Raw genomic sequence first — 24023 nt, 5'->3', positions numbered from 1 at the left:
GGCGGCGTTCGCCGGATCGCCGCTGTTTTGCAGAGACAGGGACTCATGTTATGTCCCTTGCATGCGCATAGCGACGTTTCAGCGGTTCCCGGTTTTCGATGACGCGAAAACAGCGGCAGGCCGGATTTTGCGCGATCTCAGCTGGGCAGACGACAACAATGTCGATCTCGCCATCTTCCCCGAATGCTATCTCCAGGGCCATAGCTACGATCGGTCGATCAACGAGCGGCGCGCGCTTGCCATCGACGATCCGGTGCTTTTGGAACTGCTCGATCCTCTGAGCGCGCTCAAAACAGCGGCAATCATCGGCTTCATCGAACGCCGCGATGCTTTCGTCTACAACAGTGCCATGCTGGTCGAGGGCGGCGCTGTGTCCGGCGTCTACGCCAAGGCCAATCCGCTTGAGGAGGGGTGCAAGCCGGGCGAGGATTTCCCGGTTTGGCAGCGAGCCGGTCGGACATTCGGCATTAACATCTGCAGCGATTTCAGGAAGCCTCGCCTTGCCCGGAAATTGGTGACGAGAGGTGCGAGCGTCATTTGCGCACTGCTCAACATGATGATCCGCGCCGACAAGGTAGACCACTGGCGCGAGCCGGCGATTGAAAGCCTGCGGAGCTGCGCCATCGCCAACGGTTGCTGGGTGGTGTCCTCGGATGTGGTCGGCGACAAGGGAGACGGCTGGATGAGCTGCGGATGCACGCTTGCGGTCCGGCCGGACGGCACGGTCGTCGAGAAAGTCGCCGAGTGGGACGAAGGCGCCATCCTGCTGGATATCGATTGACGGAGCTGCGGGGCAGCCTCAGACGCGCCTGAACGTCAGATAGGCCGATGACCGGCCCTCGCGCCTGGCCTTCGCCTCGTAGCGAGTGCTCGGCCAGCCCTCATAGGGCGTCAGCCAGTCGGTGGCATTCGATGCCAGCCAGTCGAAGCCGCCGTGATCGCGGCATTTCATCAGCGTCCAGTTCACATAGGTATCGATGTCGGAGGCGAAGCAGAACAGCCCGCCCGGCTTCAGCACGCGATGGAACCGATCGAGATTGGTCTTCGACACGAACCGGCGCTTCCAGTGCTTCCGCTTGGTCCAGGGATCGGGATAGAGCAGGTCGATCTGGTCGATGGAGGCATCCGGCAGCCAGTCGAGCAGCTGCGTCGCGTCGTCGTTGAAGACGCGGATGTTCCGGGCGCCGGCGTCGTCGACGCTGGCCAGCAGCTTCTGCATCGAATTGACGAAGGGCTCGACGCCGATGAAGCCGGTGCAGGGTTCCTCCACCGCGCGGTGGATCAGATGCTCGCCGCCGCCAAAGCCGATCTCCAGCCGCATGCGGGTGGTTTCGACGGGAAAGAGGTCCTTCAGCGGCTCCGGGGGAGCCGCTGAGAGATCGATGATGAACGCCGGCAGCAGGGTGCTCAGCTTCTCCGCCTGTTGTCCGCGAAGCGCTTTTCCCTTGCGGCGACCGAAGAAAGCTTCGGTCGCGCGGCCGCGACGTTCCATATCGGTCATTGGTCTGCCTTCAAAGCAATTCCAGGAAAGGTCCGAAGCGGTTTTCCGTCCGGAATTGCGTAAAACAAAAAGATTAGAGTGGTTTCGCGTCTCGAAGAAACGCGGAACCGGTCTAAGCCTTGATGGCTTCCTTGAGCGCCTTCACCAGATCTGTGCGCTCCCACGAGAACGAGCCGTCCCGGCCAGCCTTGCGGCCGAAATGGCCGTAAGCCGAAGTCTTGGCGTAGATCGGCTTGTTGAGGTCGAGGTGGCGGCGGATGCCTGTCGGCGACAGGTCCATGGTCTTGCGGATCGCCGCTTCGACCTGGTCTTCGCTGACCTTGTTGCCGGTGCCGTGCAGATCGACATAGATCGACAGCGGCTGGGCAACGCCGATCGCGTAGGCGATCTGGATCGTGCAACGCTCGGCAAGGCCAGCGGCAACGACGTTCTTGGCGAGGTAGCGGGCAGCGTAGGCAGCCGAACGGTCGACCTTGGTCGTGTCCTTGCCGGAGAATGCGCCGCCGCCATGCGGGGCGGCTCCGCCGTATGTATCGACGATGATCTTGCGACCGGTCAGGCCCGCGTCGCCGTCAGGACCGCCGATGACGAACTTGCCGGTCGGGTTGATGTACCAGTTGCAATCGGCAGCGATCGGAAGGTCGCCCAGCGCTTCGCGGATGTAGGGCTCGACAACGGCACGAACCTTCGCCGAATCCCAGCTCTCGTCGAGATGCTGTGTCGACAGAACGATCGAGGTGACTTCGGCCGGCTTGCCGTCGACGTAGCGAACGGTAACCTGGCTCTTGGCGTCAGGGCCGAGCTTGCCAACGTCGCCCTCACCGGTCTTGCGGGCGGTGGCGAGCAGCTGCAGGATCTTGTGCGAGTAGTAGATCGGCGCCGGCATCAGGTCCGGCGTCTCCTTGCAGGCGTAACCGAACATGATGCCCTGGTCGCCGGCACCTTCGTCGCCCTGCTGGTCGGCGGCGTTATCGACGCCCTGCGCGATGTCGGCCGACTGCGAGTGCAGCAGCACGTCGATCTTCGCCGTCTTCCAGTGGAAGCCGTCCTGCTCGTAGCCGATGTCCTTGATGGCGCGGCGAGCGGCGGTCTTGAACTTCGAAGGATTGATGACGTCCTTGCCGTCCTTGTCCTTCTTCATCAGGCTTGGCGGCAGGCGAACTTCGCCGGCGATGACCACGCGGTTCGTCGTTGCCAGCGTTTCGCAGGCAATGCGCACGCCCCAGGGATTGATGCCGGTCTTTGCGGCTTCGCGATAAACCAGATCCACGATCTCGTCGGAGATCCGGTCACACACCTTGTCCGGGTGACCTTCGGCAACTGACTCGCTGGTGAACAGATAATTGGCGCGCATTCCGGGATTCCCCTCAAAGAATAAAAAGCTCGGTAGTGGTACTCAGTTCGATGTCGAAAAACAAGCGCAGAAGGACATAAATATATCTTTATATCTGCGACAGAATGACAAATTATGCCCTAAAAACGCAAAAAAACGGCCTTTATGGCCGTTTCGTTGATACCCAACTTATGAGGGATGCTTATTCGGAGTCGGCTTCGGCGGCCAGTGCCTTCACCAGTTCGACGACCTTGCGGCGAACTTTCGGGTCGGTGATCTTCACGAAAGCCCTGTTCAATTGCAGGCCTTCCGACGAGGACAGAAAATCGACCACGTAGTTGGAACTGGAGGCCTCGGCCATGCCGCCGGACAGGCCGGAATTCTCACCGGGGGCGTCCTCGAAGAAGAAGGAAACCGGAACGTTCAAAATACTGGAGATATTCTGAAGGCGGCTGGCGCCGACTCGGTTGGTGCCTTTTTCGTATTTCTGGATCTGCTGGAAAGTAATGCCAAGGCTCTCGCCAAGCTTTTCCTGGCTCATTCCAAGCATCGTTCGGCGAAGCCGTATGCGACTGCCGACGTGGATGTCGATCGGGTTCGGTTTCTTCTTGTTCTCAATCATCGTGCTGCCCTAACAATAATTTCACCCTTGTTCAAACCGGCACGCCCAAACCCATCCCCAAAACGTAACGTTGCAAAGTGCGATACATTCACCTTGAAACATACGTTAAGAATGCCGATCCTAACCACTATGCAATTTTAGGGGTTTTCGGTCAATTCCGCTTGAAAACAAAACCTAAGCGCGAAGCCATTGCAATTGCAAACAGAAGTATTTCGATCAACCAGAAGTATGTTTCGCGCGAGACCGCCGGATGGCCTGGAGCCACGAAACTATCAAGGGTTGCGTCCAAAAAGCCGGTTTCATTGAGGGCAAGCCCGGCAATTATTTCACCATGCTGATTTACCAGGGCGGAAATACCGCTATTTCCGTCGCGAATCAGCGGCAGGCCGGTTTCCACGGCTCGCACGCGGGCCTGCTGGAAGTGCTGGTAGGGGCCGGGCGTCGCTCCGAACCAGGCATCATTGGTGATGTTGAGGATGGCGGATGCGCCGCCGATATCCCCGGTCATCTCGCCGGGGAAGATGATCTCGTAGCAGACCAGCGGGTAGAGTTTCAGCCCGCCTGGCAGCGTCAGCAGCTGCCGCGTCGCGGCCGCCGAAAACCCGCCCGGCATCTCGACGATATTCTGGATGCCGAATTCGTTGAGAACGCTCTCGAACGGCATGTATTCGCCGAACGGGACGAGATGCACCTTGTCCGACGCGGCAATGATCTGGCCGCGGCCGTCGATGACATAGATCGAGTTGTAATAGCGCGGTGGATTGCCCGGACCCATGTCCTCGGCGCGCACGGCCCCGGCAATCAGCACCTGGTTGTCGTCAAGCGTATCGGCGATCCGCGTCAGCGCATCCTGGTTGTCGGTGAGGATGAAAGGGATCGCCGTTTCCGGCCAGACGATGATGTCGGGCTTCCTGCCGCCGTCCCTGGGCGCTTCGGCGGAAAGCTTCAGATGCTTCTCGAAGATTGCCGCACGGTCGGCATCGCTGTCGATCTTGGCGCTCTGGTCGATCATCGGCTGCACCAGTCGAATGACAGGGCTTTTCTGGGTCGAGACGGGCGGCTTGGGGGTGCCATGGAGCACATAGGCGCCGTAACCAAGATGCGCCGCAAACAGCAGCAAGGCCACGGGAACGCCGATCTTTGCGCCCTGTTTGGTGCCCAGCAGGGCAGGGGCCGCAAAGATGAACACCGAGAGCGCGGTAATTCCCATGATACCGATGACATGCGCCGACTGCATCATCAGCGGCACCGGTGTCATCCCGTAGCCGATGGCATTCCAGGGAAAGCCGGTGAACAGCACGCTGCGCGCCCATTCCAGCAGGCCGAAACTTGCCGCCAGCGCTGCAATCCGCCCGACGCCGTCGGACCAGAAGATGCGGGCCAGTGCCGTGGCGAGGCCATAAAAGATCGCCAGAACCGCAGGCAGCCCGAAGATCGCCAGCGGCAATGCCCAGGCAAACTCCTCGGCATCGACCATCAGCGCATGCCCGAGCCACCAGAGGCCGGCGACGAAGTAGCCGAAGCCGAACAGCCAGCCGGTGACGAAGGACGGCCATAGCCGCCCTAGGAGGCTGCTGTTGGGGCCCGCCGCCGCCCCATCGATCAGCCACACCAAAAGCGTGAAGGAAACGAACATCGCGGCAAAAAAGCCGAACGGCGGAAGGGCGAGGACACCAAGGGCCCCGGCAAGGATTGCCAGAAACACCCGTTTGTAACCCCAGACGAGGATGACCCTGTCCGCAAGTCGCTCCATGCACACCCCACCAATCCGCGAATCAACTGAGGTCGCAGTGTTTCAAAAAAGCCGCCACTTGTCGTGGTTTGCCGAGTTCAGTTTGTCCGGGGCGTCTCGGTCTGCCGCTCGTCGCCCTGGTCGGACCCATGCGCGCCATCACCATCCGCCTTGACGCGCCGGCGGATCGCCTGTCGCTTGCGGGTAATGCGCACGCGCTTGATCCGCCTGGGGTCCGCATCGAGGATATGAAACTCGAAGCCGGGCAGCGCCTGCACCACCTCGCCTCGAACCGGAATGCGCCCGAGTTCGGAGAAGATCAGCCCGCCCAGCGTATCGACTTCATCGACCTGCTCGGTGATGTCGAAATCCGGGCCGATTGCCTCTGCAATGTCCTCGAGTTCGACGCGGGCGTCGGCCACGAACATGTCTTCCGACACGCGCTTGAACATCACTTCTTCGTCATCATGCTCGTCGTCGATATCGCCGACGACCATTTCGACGATGTCCTCATGCGAGGCCAGCCCGTCGGTGCCGCCATACTCGTCGATGACGAGCGCCATCTGCGTGCGATTGACCTGCATCCGGCGCAGCAGATCGGAGGCCAGCATCGACGGTGGCACGAACAGGATCTTGCGGATGATGCCGGCTTCGGCCAGCGTCTTCTGCAGATCGACCCGGGCCAGATCGAAATTCGGCTTGGCCGAGCGCGGCGCCTTCTGCAGGTTTTCCGAAGAGACCTCGACGATCGGCGCAGCACCCTTGCCAGCCTTGGTGGCGGCGCGACGCTTGTTGCGCGCCTGCTTGGCGACGTAGGAGAGCAGATCGCGGATATGCACCATGCCGCGCGGATCATCCAGCGTCTCGGCATAGACGGGCATGCGCGAACGGCCGGATTCCTCGAACAGGATCATCAGTTCGCCGATGGTGATCGTCTGGTCCACCGCCTCGATATCGGCCCGTGGCACCATCACGTCTGCAACGCGCACTTCGCGGAAGCGCAGGATGTTGTTGAGCATCGCCTTTTCATCGGGCGAGAAGGCATCACCATCGGCTGCATCGGTGAGCAGCGCGTCTGCAAGGTCTTCGCGAATGCGCGAACCCTGCTGCGGTCTCAATATGCGGGCAGCCCGCGACCAGAAGGATAGGGATCGTCCGGACTGCCTGCTACTACTGCCACCCTCGTCGGAGGATGATTGATCGGCGGTGTCCTTGGCCTCGGTGGCCGGTCTCGTTGTAAAGTCGCTCATGGTTCCATTTTAAGGTCTTGACCCTCGTATGGGTCAGATAGGCCGAGTTTCGCCAGAATGCGAGTCTCCAGCCCCTCCATTATCTCGGCTTCGGTATCATTATTATGATCGTAGCCGAAGAGATGCAAGAAGCCGTGCACCATTAGGTGGGTCAGGTGGTCGTCGAAGCTCTTTTCCAGCTCGACGGCTTCGCGCCCGACGGTTTCGCGCGCGATGATGATGTCGCCCAGCATCGGCCCCGGCACCTTGCCCGGCTGAACCGGGAAAGCGGGGAACGACAGCACGTTGGTCGGCTTGTCCTTGCCGCGCCATTCCGCATTGATGTCCTGGATGGAGGCATCGTCGGTGAAGACAAACGAGATTTCGGGCGCCATCTTCGGAAATGGCTGCTTCTCGATTTCGCGCAGATAGGCGGCGGCCGTTTCGAGCACGCGTTCCGCCAGTGAATGCAAGGCTTCCTCGGAGGGCCATTCGCCCTCCTCGATGCTGATCTGTATATCGAGCTCGGCCATCAGTCCTGTCGGATCGCCTCGCCTGTATCAACTGCATAGGTCGCATCGTAGGCCCGGACGATCCGGCCGACGAGCGGATGGCGCACGATATCGACGTCCTTGAAGCGGATGATCGAGATGCCCTCGACGTCGTTCAGCAGCTGCAGGGCCTCCACGAGGCCGGATTTGATGCCGCGCGGCAAGTCGATCTGGCTCGGGTCGCCGGTGACGATCATCCGTGAATTTTCGCCGAGGCGGGTCAGGAACATCTTCATCTGCATCGATGTGGTGTTCTGCGCCTCGTCGAGGATGACGGCCGCGTTGGCGAGCGTCCGTCCACGCATGAAGGCAAGCGGCGCGATTTCGATGACGCCGGCGGTGATGGCACGATCGACCTTGTCGGCCGGCATCATGTCGTAGAGCGCGTCATAGAGCGGGCGCAGATACGGATCGACCTTTTCCTTCATGTCGCCGGGCAGGAAGCCCAGGCGCTCGCCGGCTTCGACGGCCGGGCGGGACAGGATGATCTTCTCGACGACGCCGCGTTCCAGAAGCTGGGTGGCGTGGGCGACGGCAAGATAGGTCTTGCCGGTACCGGCCGGACCGCAGCCGAACACCAGCTCGGCGCGCTCCAGCGCCCTGAGATAGGCATCCTGGGTCGGCGTGCGGGCAATGATGGTCTTCTTGCGGGTGGAGACCTGGGCCATGGTCAGCTTGGCCTTTTTCTCCATCGTCGGCAGGCTTAGCTGATCGTCGGCAGCAACGGCCATACGGATTGCGCCTTCGACGTCGGATCGTTCCACGCTGCCGCCTTTCTGCAGTTTCTCATAGAGATAATCGAGCGTGCGTCGCGCCTGATTGGTGGTGACGATGTCGCCGGAGATCACAACGGAGTTGCCCCGCGCTCGCGCGTCGATATTCAGGCGTTCCTCGAGCAGCTTGAGGTTCTGGTCGAATTGACCAAACAGTTCGCTGGCGAACCGATTGTTTTCGAACGTCAGAATAAAGTGATTGGCGTCGCTCGCGATGCGTGGGTGGCGCGGTGAAGAAGAAACCAATTCTTGTCCGTTCAAGCGGTCGAGCTCCTTGGGTTAAACCTCAGCCCCTGCAATCTCGGCAAACAGGCTGTTGGTTCCGGTTCCTGTGATTCGCACTTTAATAATGTCACCGATTTGCGATTCTTTTGCATCAACATTCACCGACTGAAGCCAGGGAGAACGGCCGATAAGTTGTTGAGACATGCGACCGGGCTTTTCAAGCAACAGTTCGATGGTTTTTCCGACACAGGATTCGGCAAATTCCTGCTGCTGCTTCAAAAGAAGCGCCTGCAGGCGTTCAAGCCGTTTTGCCTTGATCTCTTCGGGCACCTGGTCCTTCAAGTCCGCACCGGGCGTACCCGGGCGTGTCGAGTATTTGAAGGAGAAGGCCTGCGCGTAGCGGACTTTCTCCACTAGACACAGTGTATCCTCAAAATCCTGATCTGTCTCCCCCGGAAAACCGACGATGAAATCGCCGGACAGCGCGATATCGGGCCGCGCCGCGCGGATGCGCTCGACCAGCGTCAGATATTCAGCCGCCGTATGCCTTCGGTTCATCGCCTTCAGGATCCGGTCGGAGCCCGCCTGCACCGGTAGGTGCAGATAAGGCATCAGCGCGCGCAAATCACGGTGCGCCTCGATCAGCCGGTCATCCATGTCGCGCGGATGGCTGGTGGTATAGCGAAGACGCGCCAGACCGGGGATTTCGGCCAGCCGGTAGAGCAGGTCGCCCAGCGTCCACTCCTCGCCATTGGCGCCGACACCATGCCAGGCATTGACGTTCTGGCCGAGCAGCGTGATCTCGCGCACGCCGCCATCGACCAGCTTCTCGGCCTCTTCGACGATCTGCTTGACCGAGCGCGACACTTCCGAGCCGCGCGTATACGGCACCACGCAGAAGGTGCAGAACTTGTCACAACCTTCCTGCACCGTCAGGAATGCAGTGACGCCGCGCGCCCGGATCTTCGCCTTGTCGGCAATCGGCAGATGCTCGAACTTGTCTTCCAGCGCATATTCCGTATCGACGATCCGCTGGCCTTCCTTCGCCTTCCGCAGCGCCTCCGGCAGCCGGTGATAGGTCTGCGGCCCGATGACGACATCGACGGAAGGCGCCCGGCGCAGAATTTCCTCGCCCTCGGCCTGCGCCACGCAACCGGCAACGCCGATCATGAACTCGCGGCCCTGCTTCTGGCGCTCCGTCTTCATGTCGCGCAACCGCCCGAGCGCCGAGTAAACCTTCTCGGCCGCCTTCTCGCGGATATGACAGGTGTTGAGCAGAACCAGATCGGCTTCTTCCATGTCCTCCGTCGGCTCATAGCCGTCGCGGGCAAGAGCATCGCTCATCCGCGTGGAATCATAGACGTTCATCTGACAGCCGTAGGTCTTGATGAAAACCTTGCGGCTGTTGCTGCCATCACGGAGATTGGTCTCCGGGGCGGGAAGGAGGGCGGTGTCCTGGGTCATGCCGGCTATTTAGTGGTTTTTGCTCAAGGAGAAAAGGGATTCTTATCCCGTCTTCTTGTGGCGTTCCATGTACATCCTGAGAACGGCGTTCATCCGGGTCTGGTAGCCGCGCCCCTGAGATTTGAACCACGCCACGACATCGGCATCGAACTTGGCGTTCACGGGTGCTTTCAGCGGCGGAAGACCAACCGTCGCATCCGCCCAGTCGGCTGCCTTGCTGGCCGGGTTGTCGGCGTCGGTTTCGGCAATCCGCTCGATCTCGTCATCCGAGAGTGCGTCAATCCGTGCCCAATCCGTGCCCTTACTGGCTTTGGAGTTTGTCATGGTCCCACGAGCGCTTTGCGGTTGGTCAGTGCCTCAAACCTACTGAATAGCGTAGACTTCGGCAATGCAACCTAGCTGGCGGGATTCCGCCCGCGCAGCCCATCGGCCAGCAGGGTGCGGATGCGCTTGGCAATCGTCGCGCTGACCTGCTTGCGGTTGGTCTCGGCGCCATAGGTGACCGCCTCTCCGAAATAGACGTCCACCTCGAAGGCGCCGCAGCGCAGCATGTCCTTCAGGTGCGGCAGCATCTCGACATCGCCGGGCCAGGAGGCCAGTGGCCGGTGATAGCGACCCATCGGCAGGCCGTGCACGCCGGTATAGGCAACGGCCACCGGCTGCACGATGACGGTGCCCGTCGGCGACGCCGGAACCGCCATCGCGGCAGCCCCGAACAGCGAGGATTTCACCTCCAGCAGCCGGTTGCCGTCGGATGTCGTACCCTCGGGAAACAAAACGACGATCTCGCCATCGGCCATGCGGGCGGCGATCTCGTTCACCTGGTTGCCGGTATTGCGCTTTTCCTCGCGCACCACGAACACGCTCTTCTGCAGTTTGGCGAGCGTCCCGAAGATCGGCCAGTCGCGCACCTCGTTCTTGGCGATGAAGGCGACGTCGGCGATCGATGACAGCACCATGATGTCCATCCACGAGGAATGGTTGGCGCAAAGCATCAGCGGCCGGTGGGTTTCCATCTGCCCATGGACCCGCACCCGGATACCGAGGCAGTAGCAGATGATCCGGTGCCAGATGCGCGGCAGCCAGCGCCGCAGCTTCCAGTCAAAGCGCAGCGCGAGCAGTTGCCACGGCATGAGCAACAGGCTGACAATGAGAATGGCGATGCCGGCGAAGGCAACGCGCAGCCATGCGATCAAATCGAGCACTCCGCGGCTGCGTTCATGACCTCAGTGATCGTCCTTCTTCAGCGGTATGCCGTAGAGTTCGAGCCGGTGATCGACCAGCGTAAAGCCGTGCTCGCGGGCAATCCGCTCCTGCAGCGCCTCGATCTCGGGCGAGCGGAACTCGATGACGATGCCGGTCTTCAGGTCGATCAGGTGGTCGTGATGCTCTTCCGGCACGGTCTCGTAGCGCGAGCGGCCGTCGCGGAAATCGTGGCGGGCGATGATGCCGGCGTCCTCGAACAGCTTGACCGTGCGATAGACCGTGGAGATCGAGATCTTGGCATCGACCTTCACCGAACGGCGATAGAGTTCCTCGACATCAGGGTGGTCTTCGGATTCTTCGAGAATGCGCGCAATGACGCGGCGCTGCTCGGTCATTCGCATGCCGCGCTCGGTGCAGAGATCCTCAAGGGTTTTGGCCACTTCTGTCATGAGGCGCCTTCCGATAGTCAACGTGTCAAAACGGAACTAGCGAAGAACGCGCTTCATGACAAGCGCCGTGGAAACGGCACCGCTCACATCCTTGTAGTATCCACGCCGTTCTCCGACCTGGTCGAAGCCGAGCTTGCGGTAGAGACCGAGTGCCGAGACGTTGCCCGCATCGACCTCGAGGAAGATGCTTTCGCCGCCGCGCTGCTTGGCCTCGCGCATCGCTGCCTGCATCAGCCGCCAGCCGAGACCGGATCGTTCGACTTTCGCCTGCACCGCGACCGTCAGGATTTCCGCCTCGCCGGCAACCTCGCGCGCCAGCACGAAGCCGGGCAGCGGCTTCTTCAGAAACGCGTTGGTCTGGCGTGCCACGAAGCCGAAGACGTTGCTCTGTGTCAACAGGCTGTAGAACTCTCCATCGCCCCAGGGGCGGGCAAAGCGTTCTCCATGCAGGATGGAGACCGCGCGGCAGTCATCGGCATCCATCGGGATGATTTCGAACTCGGCCTTCAGCGTCAGATAGGATTCCAGCATGGTCATACTCGCGCAATCGCAAACCCGGCCTGCGGCTTGGCGTCGGGTCCGCGCAGATAAAGTGGCTTCGGCTTTCCGGAAGAGGGATCGGCGGCAGCGCCAAGGCGCGCCGCGATGGAAATCGGGAAATGGTTGGCATGATCGCCGGTCGTGTCCGGTCGCAGCAACGGCGTCGCAGAACCGGTGATCGCGCCGTCAAACGTTGCGGCAAAAGCCTGCGCCTCTTCGACGGTGACGGCGCGGGCTTCATCGCGCGGCGCGCCATCGGCATCGAAGGCCTGCAGGTAGATTTCGTTGCGCTTGGCATCCATCGCGGCCAGCACCGGATATCCGGGCGCGCGGAGCTGTTCGGCCGCAGCCATCACCGCAAGCGTCGAAATGCCGACGGCGGGAACACCGAGCGAAAGGGCAAAGCCGCGGGCCGCAGCCACGCCGACGCGAATGCCTGTGAAGGAGCCGGGACCGACGGTGACGGCAATGCGCTCGACGGCGGACAAGGTCACGCCCGCCTGGTCCAGCGCGCGATCGATGATCCCCATCAGATGTTCAGCATGCCCCTTGCCGATCATGTCCGATGCCTCCCCCAGCACCGTATTTCTGCCGCTGTCAAAGAGAGCGGCAGCGCAATCCACACCTGCGGTGTCGAGCGCCAGTATGATCATGGCATCAATATCCGAATAAAACGTTCCTGACTGTCCATACATCGCCACGCCACGCTTGCAAACGCTGCGTTATCGCGAATGTCGGTTCAGGGCGTCAGACGGCTTCGACTTCCTGGACCTCGGGCACGAAATGGCGCAGCAAATTCTGGACGCCGTGCTTCAGCGTTGCCGTCGAAGACGGGCAACCTGCGCACGAGCCTTTCATGTTGAGGTAGACGGTGCCGTCCTTGAAACCGCGGAAGGTGATGTCGCCGCCATCCTGGGCAACCGCCGGGCGCACGCGCGTCTCCAGCAGTTCCTTAATGGTCAGGACGATCGTCTCGTCGCCTTCGTCGAAGAACTCGCCATCGGCATCCGTCGCTTCGCCAAGCACCGAGGCAGCGCCCATGACGGGCTTGCCCGACATGAAATGCTCCATGATCGAGCCGAGAATGGCGGGCTTCAGGTGCTGCCACTCCTGGTCTTCCTTGGATACGCTGATGAAGTCGTAGCCGAAATAGACGCCGGTGACGCCTGGAATTTCAAACAGCCGTGCTGCCAGCGGCGAAGCGTTTGCCTCGTCGCGATTGCGGAATTCGGCCGTGCCGTTTTCCATGACGATCTTGCCCGGCAGGAACTTCTGCGTGGATGGGTTCGGCGTGGCTTCGGTCTGGATGAACATTTTTGTCTCCGTGCGGCAGGCGAGCGCCCACGCCGTCTCTAGATGTCGTCTTTAGAATTCTTCAAAAGTGAAAATAAGCCGTTTGGCGCTTCTATTCAAGAGACTGATACTCAAGAAAGCGCTTTATGCCAACGCATCCAGTTCCTCGTCGCTCAGTGTATCCGGCAACACCGTGACCGGGATCGGGAAGGCGGCCCCGCGACCGGCGACCGACGAGACCAGCGGCCCCGGTCCCTCCTTGGCGGAACTTGCGGCCAGCACCAGGATGGCGATGTCGCGATCCTCCTCGATGACGGCATTGATCTGCTCGGCGGCACTGCCCTCGCGAATGACCATCTCCGGCTCGATGCCGATCATCTCGCGCACCAGCTGCGCCGATTTTGCCACGATGGCTTCTGCCTCTTCGCGCGCTTCGGCCCGCATGATCTCCTCGACGCCCAGCCACTGCTGGAAATCGCCGTCGGGGATGATGTAGACGAGCACGAGGCCGCCATTGGAATTTTTCGCACGCCGGCCGGCATAATGGACGGCGCGCTGGCATTCGGGCGTGTCATCGATCACGGCCATGAACTTGCGGCGGTGACCTTCGAGCCGTGAGAGTCGTGTTGATACCATGGAGCGGACTCTGACACGCGATCCGGAAAATTTGCAAGTCCCCGTTTTGCCGCAAACCGGTCGGCGGCCGTCACGCGTCTGGCAGAGGTGGGATCAGGCCGGTACCAGCCCGTAGAGCAGCATGATTTCCTTGACGTGCTCGATATCGGGCTTGCCGACCACGTTGATCGCCGAGGCGATTTCCTCGAAGAACCGCCGGCCGATCAGGCCGGGCGTCATGGTGATCAGCGCGCGGGCGGTTTCATGGTGCAGGTTTTCGTGGGTGTGAACCACGCCGCGCGGGATGAATATCGTATCGCCGGGCCGAACCTCGCATCGCTCGCCGTCGACCGTGGTCGTCATCGTGCCGGAGAGACCGTAGATCACCTCATCGACATCGCTGTGGAAATGCGCTGCCGGCACCCGCGACTGGTAGGGCACCACGAATTCGAACATCACCAGGCTTTCCGAACTCTGATCTTCATCGATCAGGAAGCGGACCTCCATCATGCCGATCTGAATGAGGTTGCGGTCGCGCATCTTAGCCTCCTCACAGCTGGAAGGAGAGTACGCTGTCGTCTTTGGTTCGACAAGACCGGCCGCCGAAACCGGGCGAACTGGTCGCCCGGATCTCTGGTTTGCTGATCTGCTAGTAGAGGAAGCCGACGATGTCGCGGACTTCCTTCATCGTCACTTCGGCGCGCGCCCGGGCGCGCTCGCCGCCATTGCGCAGGATCGCATCGATATGGCTGGTATCGGCCATCAGGCGACGCATCTCCGACGTGATCGGTGACAGAACGTTGACGGCCAGATCGATCAGCGCCGGCTTGAACACCGAGAACTGCTGCCCGCCGAATTCGGCAAGCACCTCGGCGCGGCTCTTGTCGGCCAGTGCCGCATAGATGCCGACGAGGTTGTCCGCTTCCGGCCGGCCTTTCAGGCCTTCGATATCGCTTGGCAAACCATCAGGATCGGTCTTCGCCTTGCGGATTTTCTTGGAGATGGTTTCCTCGTCGTCCATCAGGTTGATGCGCGACAGATCGGACGGATCCGACTTCGACATCTTCTTGGTGCCGTCGCGCAGCGACATGACGCGCGGTGCCGGACCATCGATCAGCGGCTCGACCATCGGGAAATAGGCATGCACCGGCTCGTTGCCGACGGTGATGTCGATCCCGTAACCCGCCTTGCGGATATGCTCGGCATAATCGAGGTTGAACTTCATTGCGATGTCGCGGGCAAGCTCGAGATGCTGCTTCTGGTCGTCTCCGACGGGAACATGGGTTCCGCGATAGACCAGAATGTCGGCGGCCATCAGGCTCGGATAGGCGTAGAGACCGAGCGAGGCCTGCTCGCGGTCCTTGCCGGCCTTGTCCTTGAACTGCGTCATCCGGTTCATCCAGCCGATGCGCGCCACGCAATTGAAGATCCAGGCGAGTTCCGCGTGCTGCGGCACGGCCGACTGGTTGAAAACGATATGCTTTTCCGGATCGATGCCGGCGGCGATGAAGGCGGCCGCGATCGAACGGATCTGGTTCGGCATGTCCTCATGCACCAGCTGCGCCGTCAGCGCATGCATGTCGACGACGCAATAGATGCAGTCATTGCCGTCCTGCAGCGCCACGAACTTGCGGATCGCGCCGAGATAATTGCCGAGATGGAGATTGCCGGTCGGCTGAACGCCGGAGAAAACCAGTTTCTTGAATTCGCTCATCATGTCCTCGATTAGGCTTGTGGAGGGCCTTTACTGCGCCACGCTTCTTCGATGCGTGAAGGACGCAGTAACACTTTTAGATCTGCGCGCAATGCCGATTGCAACACGCCGCTTTTGCGGTCGGGATTGCGCGCGGCGGCCAACGGCCCATGTTGCTAACGCCGCGGCTTATGCACGCGCAAGCGCTTGCGATCAAGGGGTTCTGACGGGCTGAGGCGGAAGAGTTTGCAGGGACAGAGAGGGCGTATGGCGTGGCCAATCATCTGTCCTGCCGGAGATTGTCTACCCGACGGGGAGAAGGTGGCCCGCAGGGTTCAGCGGCAACAAGTTGCACCGGGAATGAGGGGACCGCACGGCACCCCAATTTCCTAGCCGACAGCACAAAACGCCCGCCACATTTCTTCTGTGAATATTCCAATTCGAATTTCACAAAATAGTATTTTCTACCTCATTTTAGGTAAATTGAAACTACCAATTCGACGTAAATTGAGGTTGTAATGTGATATGCTAGGTATGAATTTCCTTAAAATGGCCATTTTTGGGGAGAGTTTTTCCGCCCGCAAACATGGGCGCCGGGCCCTTCCGGCGTCCCTATCGGGGGACGAAACCATGCACACTGTCTTTTCCGTCGTGTTGGCGGGTCTTTTCAGCCTATCCTGCGTGAGTGGCGCCAGTGCCCAGAATGTCCGAAAACTGTCGATCGGGCCGCTGAAGAAAAACGAAACGCTGGCCTACAGCCTGCAGACCGTCAGTGTCCGCGCCAGCTGCTTCCCACCCAAGCTCAGGGGCATTCTCGCCTATATCGCGGTCAAGACCGGCCGCCGGCCGCTGGTCACGTCAGGCCTCAGGGCCCATTCCGGCCGCTCGCATTCGCAGCACCGCCATTGCGCTGCCGCCGATATCAGAGTTCCCGGTGTTTCGGATCGAACGGTCATCGCCATTGCCGCCAACGCGCCCGGCATCGGCGGCATCGGCCGTTATTGCAACGGCATCATCCATGTCGATGTCGGCCCGAAGCGCCGCTGGACCCATTGTTGAGGGCAGGCCGCCGCCAGGGTATGCCTGGTCAGACAGCGTGGCTGATCAGCCCTCTGTCTTCGTCACTGCGGGCGGCTTGCGGTTGAGGTTGCGGCGGATCATGCCGAGATTGGCGCCGCCGATCAGGAACGCGGTCGCGAAATAGACCACCATGGAAATGCCGATCAGCATCCCCAGCGTGCCGACCTTGGTGGCAAGCGAGGCGCTGGAGGCGAGCCAGGGTTCCCAGCGCTGCTGCAGATACATGATCACCGCGCCCATGACGGCAGCCGCGACCACCAACAGCGCCGCGCGCCGCGCCAGCGCCCATTCCCAGGCAAGGTGGCCGCGCTTCAGCAGCGTCCCGAACAGCAGCACTGTGCTGATCCAGCCGGCCGTGGCTTCGGCAACAGCGATACCCGGCGCGCCGAGCCGCGGAAACAGCGTCAGCGCCGTGGCGCAGTTGATCGCAACCGCGATGGCCGAAAAACGCATCGGCGTCTTGGTGTCCTCGCGGGCGTAGAAGCCGGGCTGCAGCGCCTTGATCAGCACGAAGGCCGGTAGGCCGATCCCGTAGATCGCGAGGATCGAGCCGACGATCGCGGTGTTTTCCTGATGGAAGGCACCGCGCTCGTAGAGCACGCGGATGATTTCGTCCGACAATATCCACAGCGCAAAGGCCGCCGGGATCGTCAGGAACATCACGAATTCGATCGAGCGGTTCTGCAGGTTTCCCGCCTCGCGCAGATTGCCACCCTTCAATGCCCGCGACAGCTCCGGCAGCAGCACGACACCGACGGCGACACCGACGACGCCGAGCGGCAGCTGATAGATGCGGTCGGCATATTGCAGAGCGGCAATCGCGCCCTCCTTGCTGGAGGCAATCGCCTGGCCGATCATCTGGTTGATCTGCGTGATGCCACCGGTAACCGCGGCCGGAATGGCGAGGATCAGCAGCCGCTTGACATTAGGCGTGATCTTCGGAAAGCGGATGCCGATGCTCATCCCGGCATGCAGCACGCCGAAATAGACGACCGCCAGCTGCAGCACGCCGGCAACCAGCACGCCCCAGGAGAGATACCAGGCCGTCTGCAGCGGTTCGGCGCCGGTGTAGAGCGCATAAAACAGAGCCCCGATCATCACCACGTTGAGGAAGACGGGGGCAATCGCTGCGGCGAAGAAATGATGCAGCGAGTTCAACATACCGCTCATCATCGCCGTCAGCGACATGCACATCAGATAGGGAAACATCACCGCCGCCATGCGCACGGTGATCGAGAACTTTTCCGGATCGTCGGTAAAGCCCGGCGCGATGACGAAGCGCACCAGCAGCGGCATGCTGAGTTCCATCACGATGGTGATCAGCAGCAGCACCGAAAACAGAACGCCGAACACCTCTTCCGAGAACCGCTTGGCGCCATCGATGCCGTTCGCCTCGATCTCCTTGGAAAACAGCGGCACAAAGGCGGCGTTGAAGGCGCCCTCGGCAAACAGCCGGCGAAACAGGTTGGGAAAGCGGAATGCCGCATAGAACACGTCGGCCATCGGCCCGGTGCCGAGTGCTGCCGCCATCAGCGTTTCGCGGGCAAAGCCGAACAGGCGGCTGCCGAGCGTGGCGCCGCCGACGGTGGCGAATTTCTTGACGAGGCTCATACGGTCGCTTTCATGCGAAGTGGTTCATGCGGAGTGAGCCATGCGGCTCAATCCGCCGTCTCTTTGGTAGGGCCGTCGTTGAGCTCGGTCGCCGCCGGCGCGATCATGCCGGATGGCATGCGTTCGCGCAGCTCGTCCTGCTCCTCGGCCATCACTGCCTTCATCCGCGCGACGATGTTGGAGCGCTTGCTGTCGCCGGAAATCTTCTGGCCGACCAGATCGGTGACGTAGAATGTGTCGATCACCTTCTCGCCGAAGGTGGTGATCCGCGCCGACTGAATATCGAGCGACAGGTCCGACAACACGGCGGTCACTTCCGACAGCAGACCGGTCCGGTCGAGGCATTCGACCTCGATCACGGTGAACTTGTTCGACAGGCTGTTGGAGATCTGCACCGACGGCGGGATGACGAAGGCCTTGCTCTTCTTGCGGTTTTTGCTGCGCGTCGCGATCACCTCAGGCAGCCGCTTGCGGCCGGAAAGCACGTCCTCGATCATCCGCCCGATCGTGCCGGCGCGGCGCAGCTCGTCGGCATCGTCCTTGAATTCGCGGCTGACATGGATGGTGTCGAGCGCGCGGCCGTCGGATGTCGTGAAGATCTGCGCATCGACGATGTTGGCGCCGGCCGCTGCACAGGCGCCGGCAATGACGGCGAGCAGGCGCGGGTGGTCGGGCGACAGCACGGTGATCTCGGTGATCGCATGGAAGCTGTCGGTGCGCACCATCGTCGCCAGCGCCTGGCCGGCCTTGTCGGCCTGGCGGATAAAGCCGGCATGGCGCACCTGGTCTTCCAGAGGCACGGAAAGCAGATAGGGCTGGTAGTGCAGCTTGCTGTAGGTCTTGCGGTCCTTCTGCGTCCAGTCGGCCAGCGCATTGAACAGCGCCTCGGCGGCAACCACCGCCCGTTCCTTGCGCGACACTTCGGAGAAGCCGCCGGCCAGAAGCAGCTCGGTCTCGTAGTAGAGCGTGCGCAGCAGCTGGCCCTTCCAGCCGTTCCACACGCCGGGGCCGACCGCGCGGATATCGCAGACGGTCAGGATCAGCAGCATCTTCAGCCGTTCGAGCGATTGTACCCGGTCGGCAAAGTCGGTGATCGTCTTGCGGTCGGTGAGGTCGCGGGTCTGCGCCACCATCGACATGGTCAGGTGTTCCTCGATCAGCCAGACAACGGTTTCCGTCTGCTTCTGCGACAGGCCGAAGCGGGCGCAGAGCTTGCGGGCAACGCGTGCACCGGCAATCGAATGGTCTTCCTGCCGGCCCTTGGCAACGTCGTGCAGCAGCACCGCGACGTAGAGCGCCTCGCGATCCTCGATGCCGGGCATCAGCTTGTTGGCCAGCGGATGCAGGTCGTCGGCCTTGCCCTTGTCCACCTCGGCGAGCACATCGACGCTGCGCAGCAGATGCTCATCGACGGTGTAGTGGTGATACATGTTGAATTGCATCATCGCGACGATCTTGCCGAACTCGGGAATGAAGCGACCGAGCACGCCGGCCTCGTTCATCCGCCGCAGGATCAGCGCCGGATCGCGCTTCGAGGTCAGGATCGACAGGAACAGCCGGTTGGCCTCCTCGCTCTCGCGGACCGTGTTGTCGATCAGGCTCAGAGACCGGGTGACGCGCTTCAGCGCATCCGGATGGAACTCCAGTCCATTGATATCGGCGACATGGAACAGCCGGATGATATTGACCGGATCGCGCTTGAACACATCCGGGGTGGCGAGCGCGATGCGACCGCGATCCTCCATGAAATCGGTGCTGCCGGCGATCTTGCGGCTGCGATGGGTGAAGCGGCTGAAGACGCCCGACAGGCCGGGCGTCGATTTTGCCTGCTGGTCTTCCAGTGCCGCGCAGAGAATGCGGGTCAGGTCGCCCACGTCCTTCGCCACCAGGAAATAATGCTTCATGAAGCGCTCGACCGCCGAAAGGCCGGGGCGTGCGTTATAGCCGAGTGCTGCGGCAATCTCGCGCTGGATATCGAAGGACAGGCGCTCTTCAGCCTTGTTGGTGAAGAAGTGCATGTGGCAGCGCACCGCCCAGAGAAAATCGTCGGCCTTTTCGAACAGCCGGTACTCGTGCTTGGAGAGCACGCCGAGCGCCACCAGTTCGGCTGTATCGCGCACGTGGTAGTAATATTTGGAGATCCAGAACAGCGTGTGCAGGTCGCGCAGACCGCCCTTGCCCTCTTTCACGTTCGGCTCGACCAGATAGCGCGTGTCGCCGGCCTTGCGGTGGCGCTCGTCGCGCTCGGCAAGCTTGGCGGCAATAAATTCGGGGCCGGTGCCGGTGACGATTTCCTTGTCGAAACGGGATTCGAGTTCCGTCTCCAGAGACTGTAGCCCGCAGATGTAGCGCATCTCCAGGATCGCCGTGCGGATCGTCATGTCGGACTTCGACAGCGCGATGCACTCTTCCACCGTGCGGGTGGCATGGCCAACCTTGAAGCCCATGTCCCAGAGCATGTAGAGAACGAACTCGACAGCCTTGTGCGTCTCTTCCGCCGGCTTCGGCTGGAACAGGAACAAGAGGTCGATATCGGAGCCCGGCGCCAGCGTGTCGCGGCCGTAGCCGCCGACGGCGGTCACCGAGAATTTGTCCTTCTGCTTCGGAAATACGTGATCCGTCGCGAATTCATAGAGAACGGTGATGATCTGGTCCTGCAGCCAGGAGATCCGGCGGGCGCATTTCAGGCCGCTGCCATCGACCGAAAGCAGTTCGCGCGCCTTGTCGCGCCCATCGGCGCTGGCCTTCTTGAAGATCACAAGCAGATCGGCGCGCATCGCGTCCGGCCGGTTCTTGTTGGCTTCGACCACGGCCTCGCACTGGTTGCGCAAATAGTCGGTATCGAGAATGTCGGAGAAATCGATGTCGTATGTTGGCGCCATGCGCGGGGCGGCTTCCTGTTCGCGCGGCGCGACCACCTGGTGCGCCTCTCGTTTCGTCTGCATGCGCTATAGCCTCTTTGACCCGTGTTTGACACGGGCTTTCATAATCCAAGAACCTTTAATTTTGGCGAAAAGGTGATCGCGTCCTTGCGCTAGGCGAAAAGGCCGCCCCCTCAGGCGGCGACCTGGGCGTTGACCGAGTAGAGAACCTTGCGTGTCTCGCTGGCGATCTCCTCCAGCATCTCCTTGTCGCACTCGCGGTAGCCGGCCTTGGCGATCGATGCCGTCAGATCGGAAATCCTGGAGCAGCAGCGGGTAATCTGCAGCAGCCCGAACGGCGAGGCCCAGCCACGCGGATTGCCGTGCTCGTCGGCCAGACGCAGCGCTTCGATCGCCGTGAAGATATTGGCGAGCAGCTGCGTTTCGCGAAGAAGCCGGTCCATGAACATCGCTTACCCCTGCTTCAGCTTCTTCTTGAGATCGTACAGCGCGTCCAGCGCCTCGCGCGGCGTCATGTCGTCGAGGCTCAGGTTCTTCAGCGCCTCATCGACCTTGGACGGCCCGCGTGCTGAATCGTCGCGGCGCACCGCCACCTGGAACAGCGGCAGGTCGTCGATAAGCTGGCTCGCCGGATTCTTCCGGTCGGCATCCTCCAGCCGGGTCAGCACGTCACGCGCCCGCGCCACGACCGATGCCGGAAGACCAGCCAGCCGCGCCACCTGGATACCATAGGAACGATCGGCCGCACCCGGACCGACCTCGTGCAGGAAGATCACCTCGCCGTCCCATTCCTTCACCCGCATCGTCGCATTGGAAAGCCGTGCCAGCTTTTCCGACAGCACTGTCAATTCGTGGAAGTGGGTGGCAAACAGGCCACGGCAGCGGTTTGCCTCGTGCAGATGCTCGACCGACGCCCAGGCGATCGAAAGTCCGTCGAACGTTGCGGTGCCACGGCCGATCTCGTCGAGAATGACCAGCGAGCGCTCGGTCGCCTGGTTGAGGATCGCTGCCGTCTCGACCATCTCGACCATGAAGGTCGAGCGCCCGCGCGCCAGATCGTCGGAAGCGCCGACGCGCGAGAACAGCCGGTCGACGATGCCGATATGCGCCGAGGTCGCCGGCACGAAGCAACCCATCTGCGCCAGGATCGCGATCAGCGCGTTCTGCCGGAGGAAAGTCGATTTACCACCCATGTTCGGGCCGGTCAGCAGCCAGATCGCTCCATCCTTGCCATCGCCCTCGGGAGACAGATCGCAATTGTTGGCGACGAATGGCCCGGACGATTGCCGCCGCAACGCCTGCTCGACGACAGGATGGCGCCCGCCCTCGATCGCAAACATCATCGAGCCATCGACCTGCGGCCGGCAATAGGCCTGCTCGTCGGCCAGCAGCGCCAGACCGGCGGCGACGTCGATGATGGCAAGCGCCCGCGCACCCGCCTTGATCGCCTCGGCCTCGGCAACCACGGCAGAGGTCATATGGTTGAAGGCGGCAAGCTCGATGGTCAGCGCCTGATCGGCGGCATTGGCGATCCTGCTTTCGAGATCGGCAAGCTCGGTGGTGGTGAAGCGCATGGCGTTCGCCATCGTCTGGCGATGGATGAAGCGCGCCTTGGCTTCCGGCGTATCGGTCATCGGCCCGGCATTGCCGGCGCTGACCTCGATGAAATAGCCGAGCACATTGTTGTGCTTGATCTTCAGCGACTTGATGCCGGTCTCGTCGGCATATTGCAGCTGCAGCCCGGCAATCACCCGCCGCGACTGGTCACGCAGCGCCCGGACCTCATCCAGCTCAGCATTGGCGCCATCGCGCAGGAAGCCGCCGTCGCGCTTCAGCAATGGCAATTCGTCGCCCAGCGTCTCCGACAGCAGCGCCGCGACGTTTGCGGGCAGGGCGCGCAGGCCGGCGAGAGCCTCGCCCAGTTCCTCGGGCAGCAGCGCCGTCTCCAGCAACTGCGCCACGTCTGTGGCCGTGATCAATCCCTGCCGGATCGCCGCCAGATCGCGGGGACCGCCACGGTCGAGCGCCAGACGCGACAAGGCGCGCGGCATGTCGGGCACATGTTTCAGATGATCGCGCAGGTCGCCAGACAGAGAAGGCTCCTCGATCAGGAAGCCGATCGAATCCAGCCGCTCGTTGATCCGCAGCGGATCCGTCAAGGGCGACATCAGCCGCTCGGCCAGCAGTCGTGCCCCGCCACCGGTAACGGTGCGGTCGATGGCTTTGAGCAGCGAGCCGTTGCGATCGCCGGATAGCGTCCGGGCGAGCTCGAGATTGGCCCGCGTCGCCGGATCGATGAACAGCGTCGAGGCCGCGCTTTCGCGCTCCGGCTTGCCGAGTGGCGGCCGCTCGGCGATCTGTGTCTTTTCGACATAGGCAACCGCGGCAGCCGCTGCCGCAAGCTCGGCGCGTGAAAACGTCCCGAAACCGTCGAGCGTCGAGACGCCGAAATAGCGCGCAATCCGGCCCTCGGCCGTGGCGCTGTCGAACAGCACGGATGGCTGCGGCACGGCAACGCGCCCGAGCACATCGAACACCGGCTTCAGCTCGGGATCGTGGAACATCGTGTCGGGCAGGATCAGCTCGCGCGGATCGATGCGGAGAATATCGGCAAGCAGCCGCAGGGCCTCGGTCTCCGCCACCCGGAACACGCCGGTGGAGATGTCGATCCAGGCAAGCGCCAGCAATGGCTCGGAAGCGCCGCGAATGCGGGTCAACGCCATCAGGTAATTCGATTCCGATGGCGAAAGCAGCTTTTCCTCGGTGATCGTGCCCGGTGTGACCAACCGCACGACGTCGCGCTTCACCACCGACTTGCCGCCGCGCTTCTTGGCTTCCGCGGGGTCCTCGATCTGCTCGCACACTGCAACGCGGAACCCCAGCCCGATCAGCTTCTGCAGATAGTCGTCGGCCGCATGCACAGGCACGCCGCACATCGGAATGTCCTGGCCCATGTGCTGGCCGCGCTTGGTCAGCGTGATCCCGAGCGCCCGCGAGGCATCGAGCGCATCGCCGAAGAAAAGCTCGTAGAAATCGCCCATCCGATAGAACAGCAGCGAGTCCGGATTGTTGGCCTTGATCTCGATGAATTGCTCCATCATCGGGGTCGCCGAGGCGCGGCTTTCCTCCGTTGCGAGCTCGGCAGCCGTAAAGGCGTCGTGTCTGGAGGTCATGCGATCGTTCACGGAGGTCAGGTTCATCCCAAAAAATAGGTGCCAACCCTA

Annotated in this window: 23 protein-coding genes; 2 read left to right on the top strand and 21 right to left on the bottom strand. The window is 61.7% G+C overall.

Features of this window, described 5'->3' with window-relative positions; genetic code table 11:
* The first annotated feature begins 61 nt into the window (after nucleotides 1–61).
* Complete coding sequence (locus GVL52_RS11645; RefSeq protein ID WP_160007108.1) at nucleotides 62–781, top strand: carbon-nitrogen hydrolase family protein; 720 nt, start codon at nucleotides 62–64, stop codon at nucleotides 779–781.
* An 18-nt stretch (nucleotides 782–799) separates the two neighbouring features.
* On the opposite strand, the gene GVL52_RS11640 is transcribed toward GVL52_RS11645, so the two are convergent.
* The 17 genes from GVL52_RS11640 to trpS all read right to left on the bottom strand — a co-directional run bounded on the left by GVL52_RS11640 (nucleotide 800) and on the right by trpS (nucleotide 15247).
* On the bottom strand, nucleotides 800–1501 hold the full coding sequence (locus GVL52_RS11640) for a tRNA (guanosine(46)-N(7))-methyltransferase TrmB (RefSeq protein WP_160007106.1): 702 nt from the start codon (nucleotides 1499–1501) through the stop codon (nucleotides 800–802).
* 112 nt (nucleotides 1502–1613) lie between these two features.
* Complete coding sequence (gene metK, locus GVL52_RS11635; protein WP_160007104.1) at nucleotides 1614–2855, bottom strand: methionine adenosyltransferase; 1242 nt, start codon at nucleotides 2853–2855, stop codon at nucleotides 1614–1616.
* 181 nt (nucleotides 2856–3036) lie between these two features.
* Nucleotides 3037–3456, bottom strand: a complete 420-nt coding sequence (locus tag GVL52_RS11630) for a helix-turn-helix domain-containing protein (protein WP_160007102.1) — start codon at nucleotides 3454–3456, stop codon at nucleotides 3037–3039.
* 151 nt (nucleotides 3457–3607) lie between these two features.
* Nucleotides 3608–5209: an apolipoprotein N-acyltransferase gene (gene lnt, locus GVL52_RS11625; protein ID WP_160007100.1), complete on the bottom strand. Its 1602-nt coding sequence runs from the start codon at nucleotides 5207–5209 to the stop codon at nucleotides 3608–3610.
* Between the two features lie 77 nt (nucleotides 5210–5286).
* Nucleotides 5287–6438, bottom strand: a complete 1152-nt coding sequence (locus tag GVL52_RS11620; protein ID WP_160007098.1) for a hemolysin family protein — start codon at nucleotides 6436–6438, stop codon at nucleotides 5287–5289.
* Nucleotides 6435–6950 (bottom strand): rRNA maturation RNase YbeY, encoded by a 516-nt coding sequence (ybeY, locus tag GVL52_RS11615; protein ID WP_160007096.1) that lies wholly within the window; start codon nucleotides 6948–6950, stop codon nucleotides 6435–6437. Before ybeY ends, GVL52_RS11620 begins: the two co-directional genes overlap by 4 nt.
* Complete coding sequence (locus GVL52_RS11610) at nucleotides 6950–8002, bottom strand: PhoH family protein (RefSeq protein WP_160007094.1); 1053 nt, start codon at nucleotides 8000–8002, stop codon at nucleotides 6950–6952. The genes ybeY and GVL52_RS11610 overlap by 1 nt, the downstream gene beginning before the upstream one ends.
* Before the next feature lie 18 nt (nucleotides 8003–8020).
* Nucleotides 8021–9430 (bottom strand): tRNA (N6-isopentenyl adenosine(37)-C2)-methylthiotransferase MiaB, encoded by a 1410-nt coding sequence (miaB, locus tag GVL52_RS11605; RefSeq protein WP_160007092.1) that lies wholly within the window; start codon nucleotides 9428–9430, stop codon nucleotides 8021–8023.
* 42 nt (nucleotides 9431–9472) lie between these two features.
* Nucleotides 9473–9754 carry a BrnA antitoxin family protein gene (locus GVL52_RS11600; protein WP_160007090.1) on the bottom strand — a complete coding sequence of 94 codons (282 nt, stop codon included), beginning with the start codon at nucleotides 9752–9754 and terminating at the stop codon, nucleotides 9473–9475.
* Nucleotides 9755–9825: 71 nt separating this feature from the next.
* Nucleotides 9826–10626: a 1-acyl-sn-glycerol-3-phosphate acyltransferase gene (locus GVL52_RS11595; RefSeq protein WP_160007420.1), complete on the bottom strand. Its 801-nt coding sequence runs from the start codon at nucleotides 10624–10626 to the stop codon at nucleotides 9826–9828.
* 30 nt (nucleotides 10627–10656) lie between these two features.
* Complete coding sequence (locus GVL52_RS11590; protein WP_160007088.1) at nucleotides 10657–11085, bottom strand: Fur family transcriptional regulator; 429 nt, start codon at nucleotides 11083–11085, stop codon at nucleotides 10657–10659.
* A gap of 36 nt (nucleotides 11086–11121) precedes the next feature.
* Nucleotides 11122–11616 (bottom strand): GNAT family N-acetyltransferase, encoded by a 495-nt coding sequence (locus GVL52_RS11585; RefSeq protein ID WP_160007086.1) that lies wholly within the window; start codon nucleotides 11614–11616, stop codon nucleotides 11122–11124.
* A 2-nt stretch (nucleotides 11617–11618) separates the two neighbouring features.
* On the bottom strand, nucleotides 11619–12278 hold the full coding sequence (gene tsaB / locus GVL52_RS11580; protein ID WP_160007084.1) for a tRNA (adenosine(37)-N6)-threonylcarbamoyltransferase complex dimerization subunit type 1 TsaB: 660 nt from the start codon (nucleotides 12276–12278) through the stop codon (nucleotides 11619–11621).
* Between the two features lie 94 nt (nucleotides 12279–12372).
* The gene (locus GVL52_RS11575; protein WP_148183623.1) at nucleotides 12373–12939 is read right to left on the bottom strand and encodes a NifU family protein; all 567 of its coding nucleotides are present in this window, start codon (nucleotides 12937–12939) and stop codon (nucleotides 12373–12375) included.
* Between the two features lie 123 nt (nucleotides 12940–13062).
* The gene (locus GVL52_RS11570) at nucleotides 13063–13554 is read right to left on the bottom strand and encodes a universal stress protein (protein WP_160007082.1); all 492 of its coding nucleotides are present in this window, start codon (nucleotides 13552–13554) and stop codon (nucleotides 13063–13065) included.
* 93 nt (nucleotides 13555–13647) lie between these two features.
* Complete coding sequence (locus GVL52_RS11565; protein ID WP_160007080.1) at nucleotides 13648–14073, bottom strand: cupin domain-containing protein; 426 nt, start codon at nucleotides 14071–14073, stop codon at nucleotides 13648–13650.
* Between the two features lie 109 nt (nucleotides 14074–14182).
* A complete protein-coding gene (gene trpS / locus GVL52_RS11560; RefSeq protein WP_160007078.1) occupies nucleotides 14183–15247 on the bottom strand; it encodes a tryptophan--tRNA ligase in 1065 nt (354 codons plus the stop codon).
* Nucleotides 15248–15856: 609 nt separating this feature from the next.
* Here trpS and GVL52_RS11555 point away from each other — a divergent pair.
* Nucleotides 15857–16285 (top strand): DUF882 domain-containing protein, encoded by a 429-nt coding sequence (locus GVL52_RS11555; protein ID WP_160007077.1) that lies wholly within the window; start codon nucleotides 15857–15859, stop codon nucleotides 16283–16285.
* A gap of 45 nt (nucleotides 16286–16330) precedes the next feature.
* Here the strand turns inward: GVL52_RS11555 and murJ are convergent, their stop codons facing one another.
* From murJ to mutS, 4 genes are all read right to left on the bottom strand, one after another.
* Nucleotides 16331–17917, bottom strand: coding sequence for a murein biosynthesis integral membrane protein MurJ (gene murJ / locus GVL52_RS11550; protein ID WP_160007075.1), 1587 nt, complete (start codon nucleotides 17915–17917; stop codon nucleotides 16331–16333).
* Between the two features lie 47 nt (nucleotides 17918–17964).
* A complete protein-coding gene (locus GVL52_RS11545; protein ID WP_160007074.1) occupies nucleotides 17965–20862 on the bottom strand; it encodes a [protein-PII] uridylyltransferase in 2898 nt (965 codons plus the stop codon).
* 110 nt (nucleotides 20863–20972) lie between these two features.
* Nucleotides 20973–21248: a hypothetical protein gene (locus GVL52_RS11540; RefSeq protein WP_160007073.1), complete on the bottom strand. Its 276-nt coding sequence runs from the start codon at nucleotides 21246–21248 to the stop codon at nucleotides 20973–20975.
* Nucleotides 21249–21251: 3 nt separating this feature from the next.
* Nucleotides 21252–23984: a DNA mismatch repair protein MutS gene (gene mutS / locus GVL52_RS11535; RefSeq protein ID WP_160007072.1), complete on the bottom strand. Its 2733-nt coding sequence runs from the start codon at nucleotides 23982–23984 to the stop codon at nucleotides 21252–21254.
* Between the last annotated feature and the right edge of the window lie 39 nt (nucleotides 23985–24023).

This window comes from Rhizobium sp. 18055 (genome assembly GCF_902706285.1).
Lineage (GTDB): Bacteria > Pseudomonadota > Alphaproteobacteria > Rhizobiales > Rhizobiaceae > Rhizobium.
Note: the sequence above shows the minus strand (reverse complement) of the source record. Positions and strands in the feature narration are given on the sequence as shown.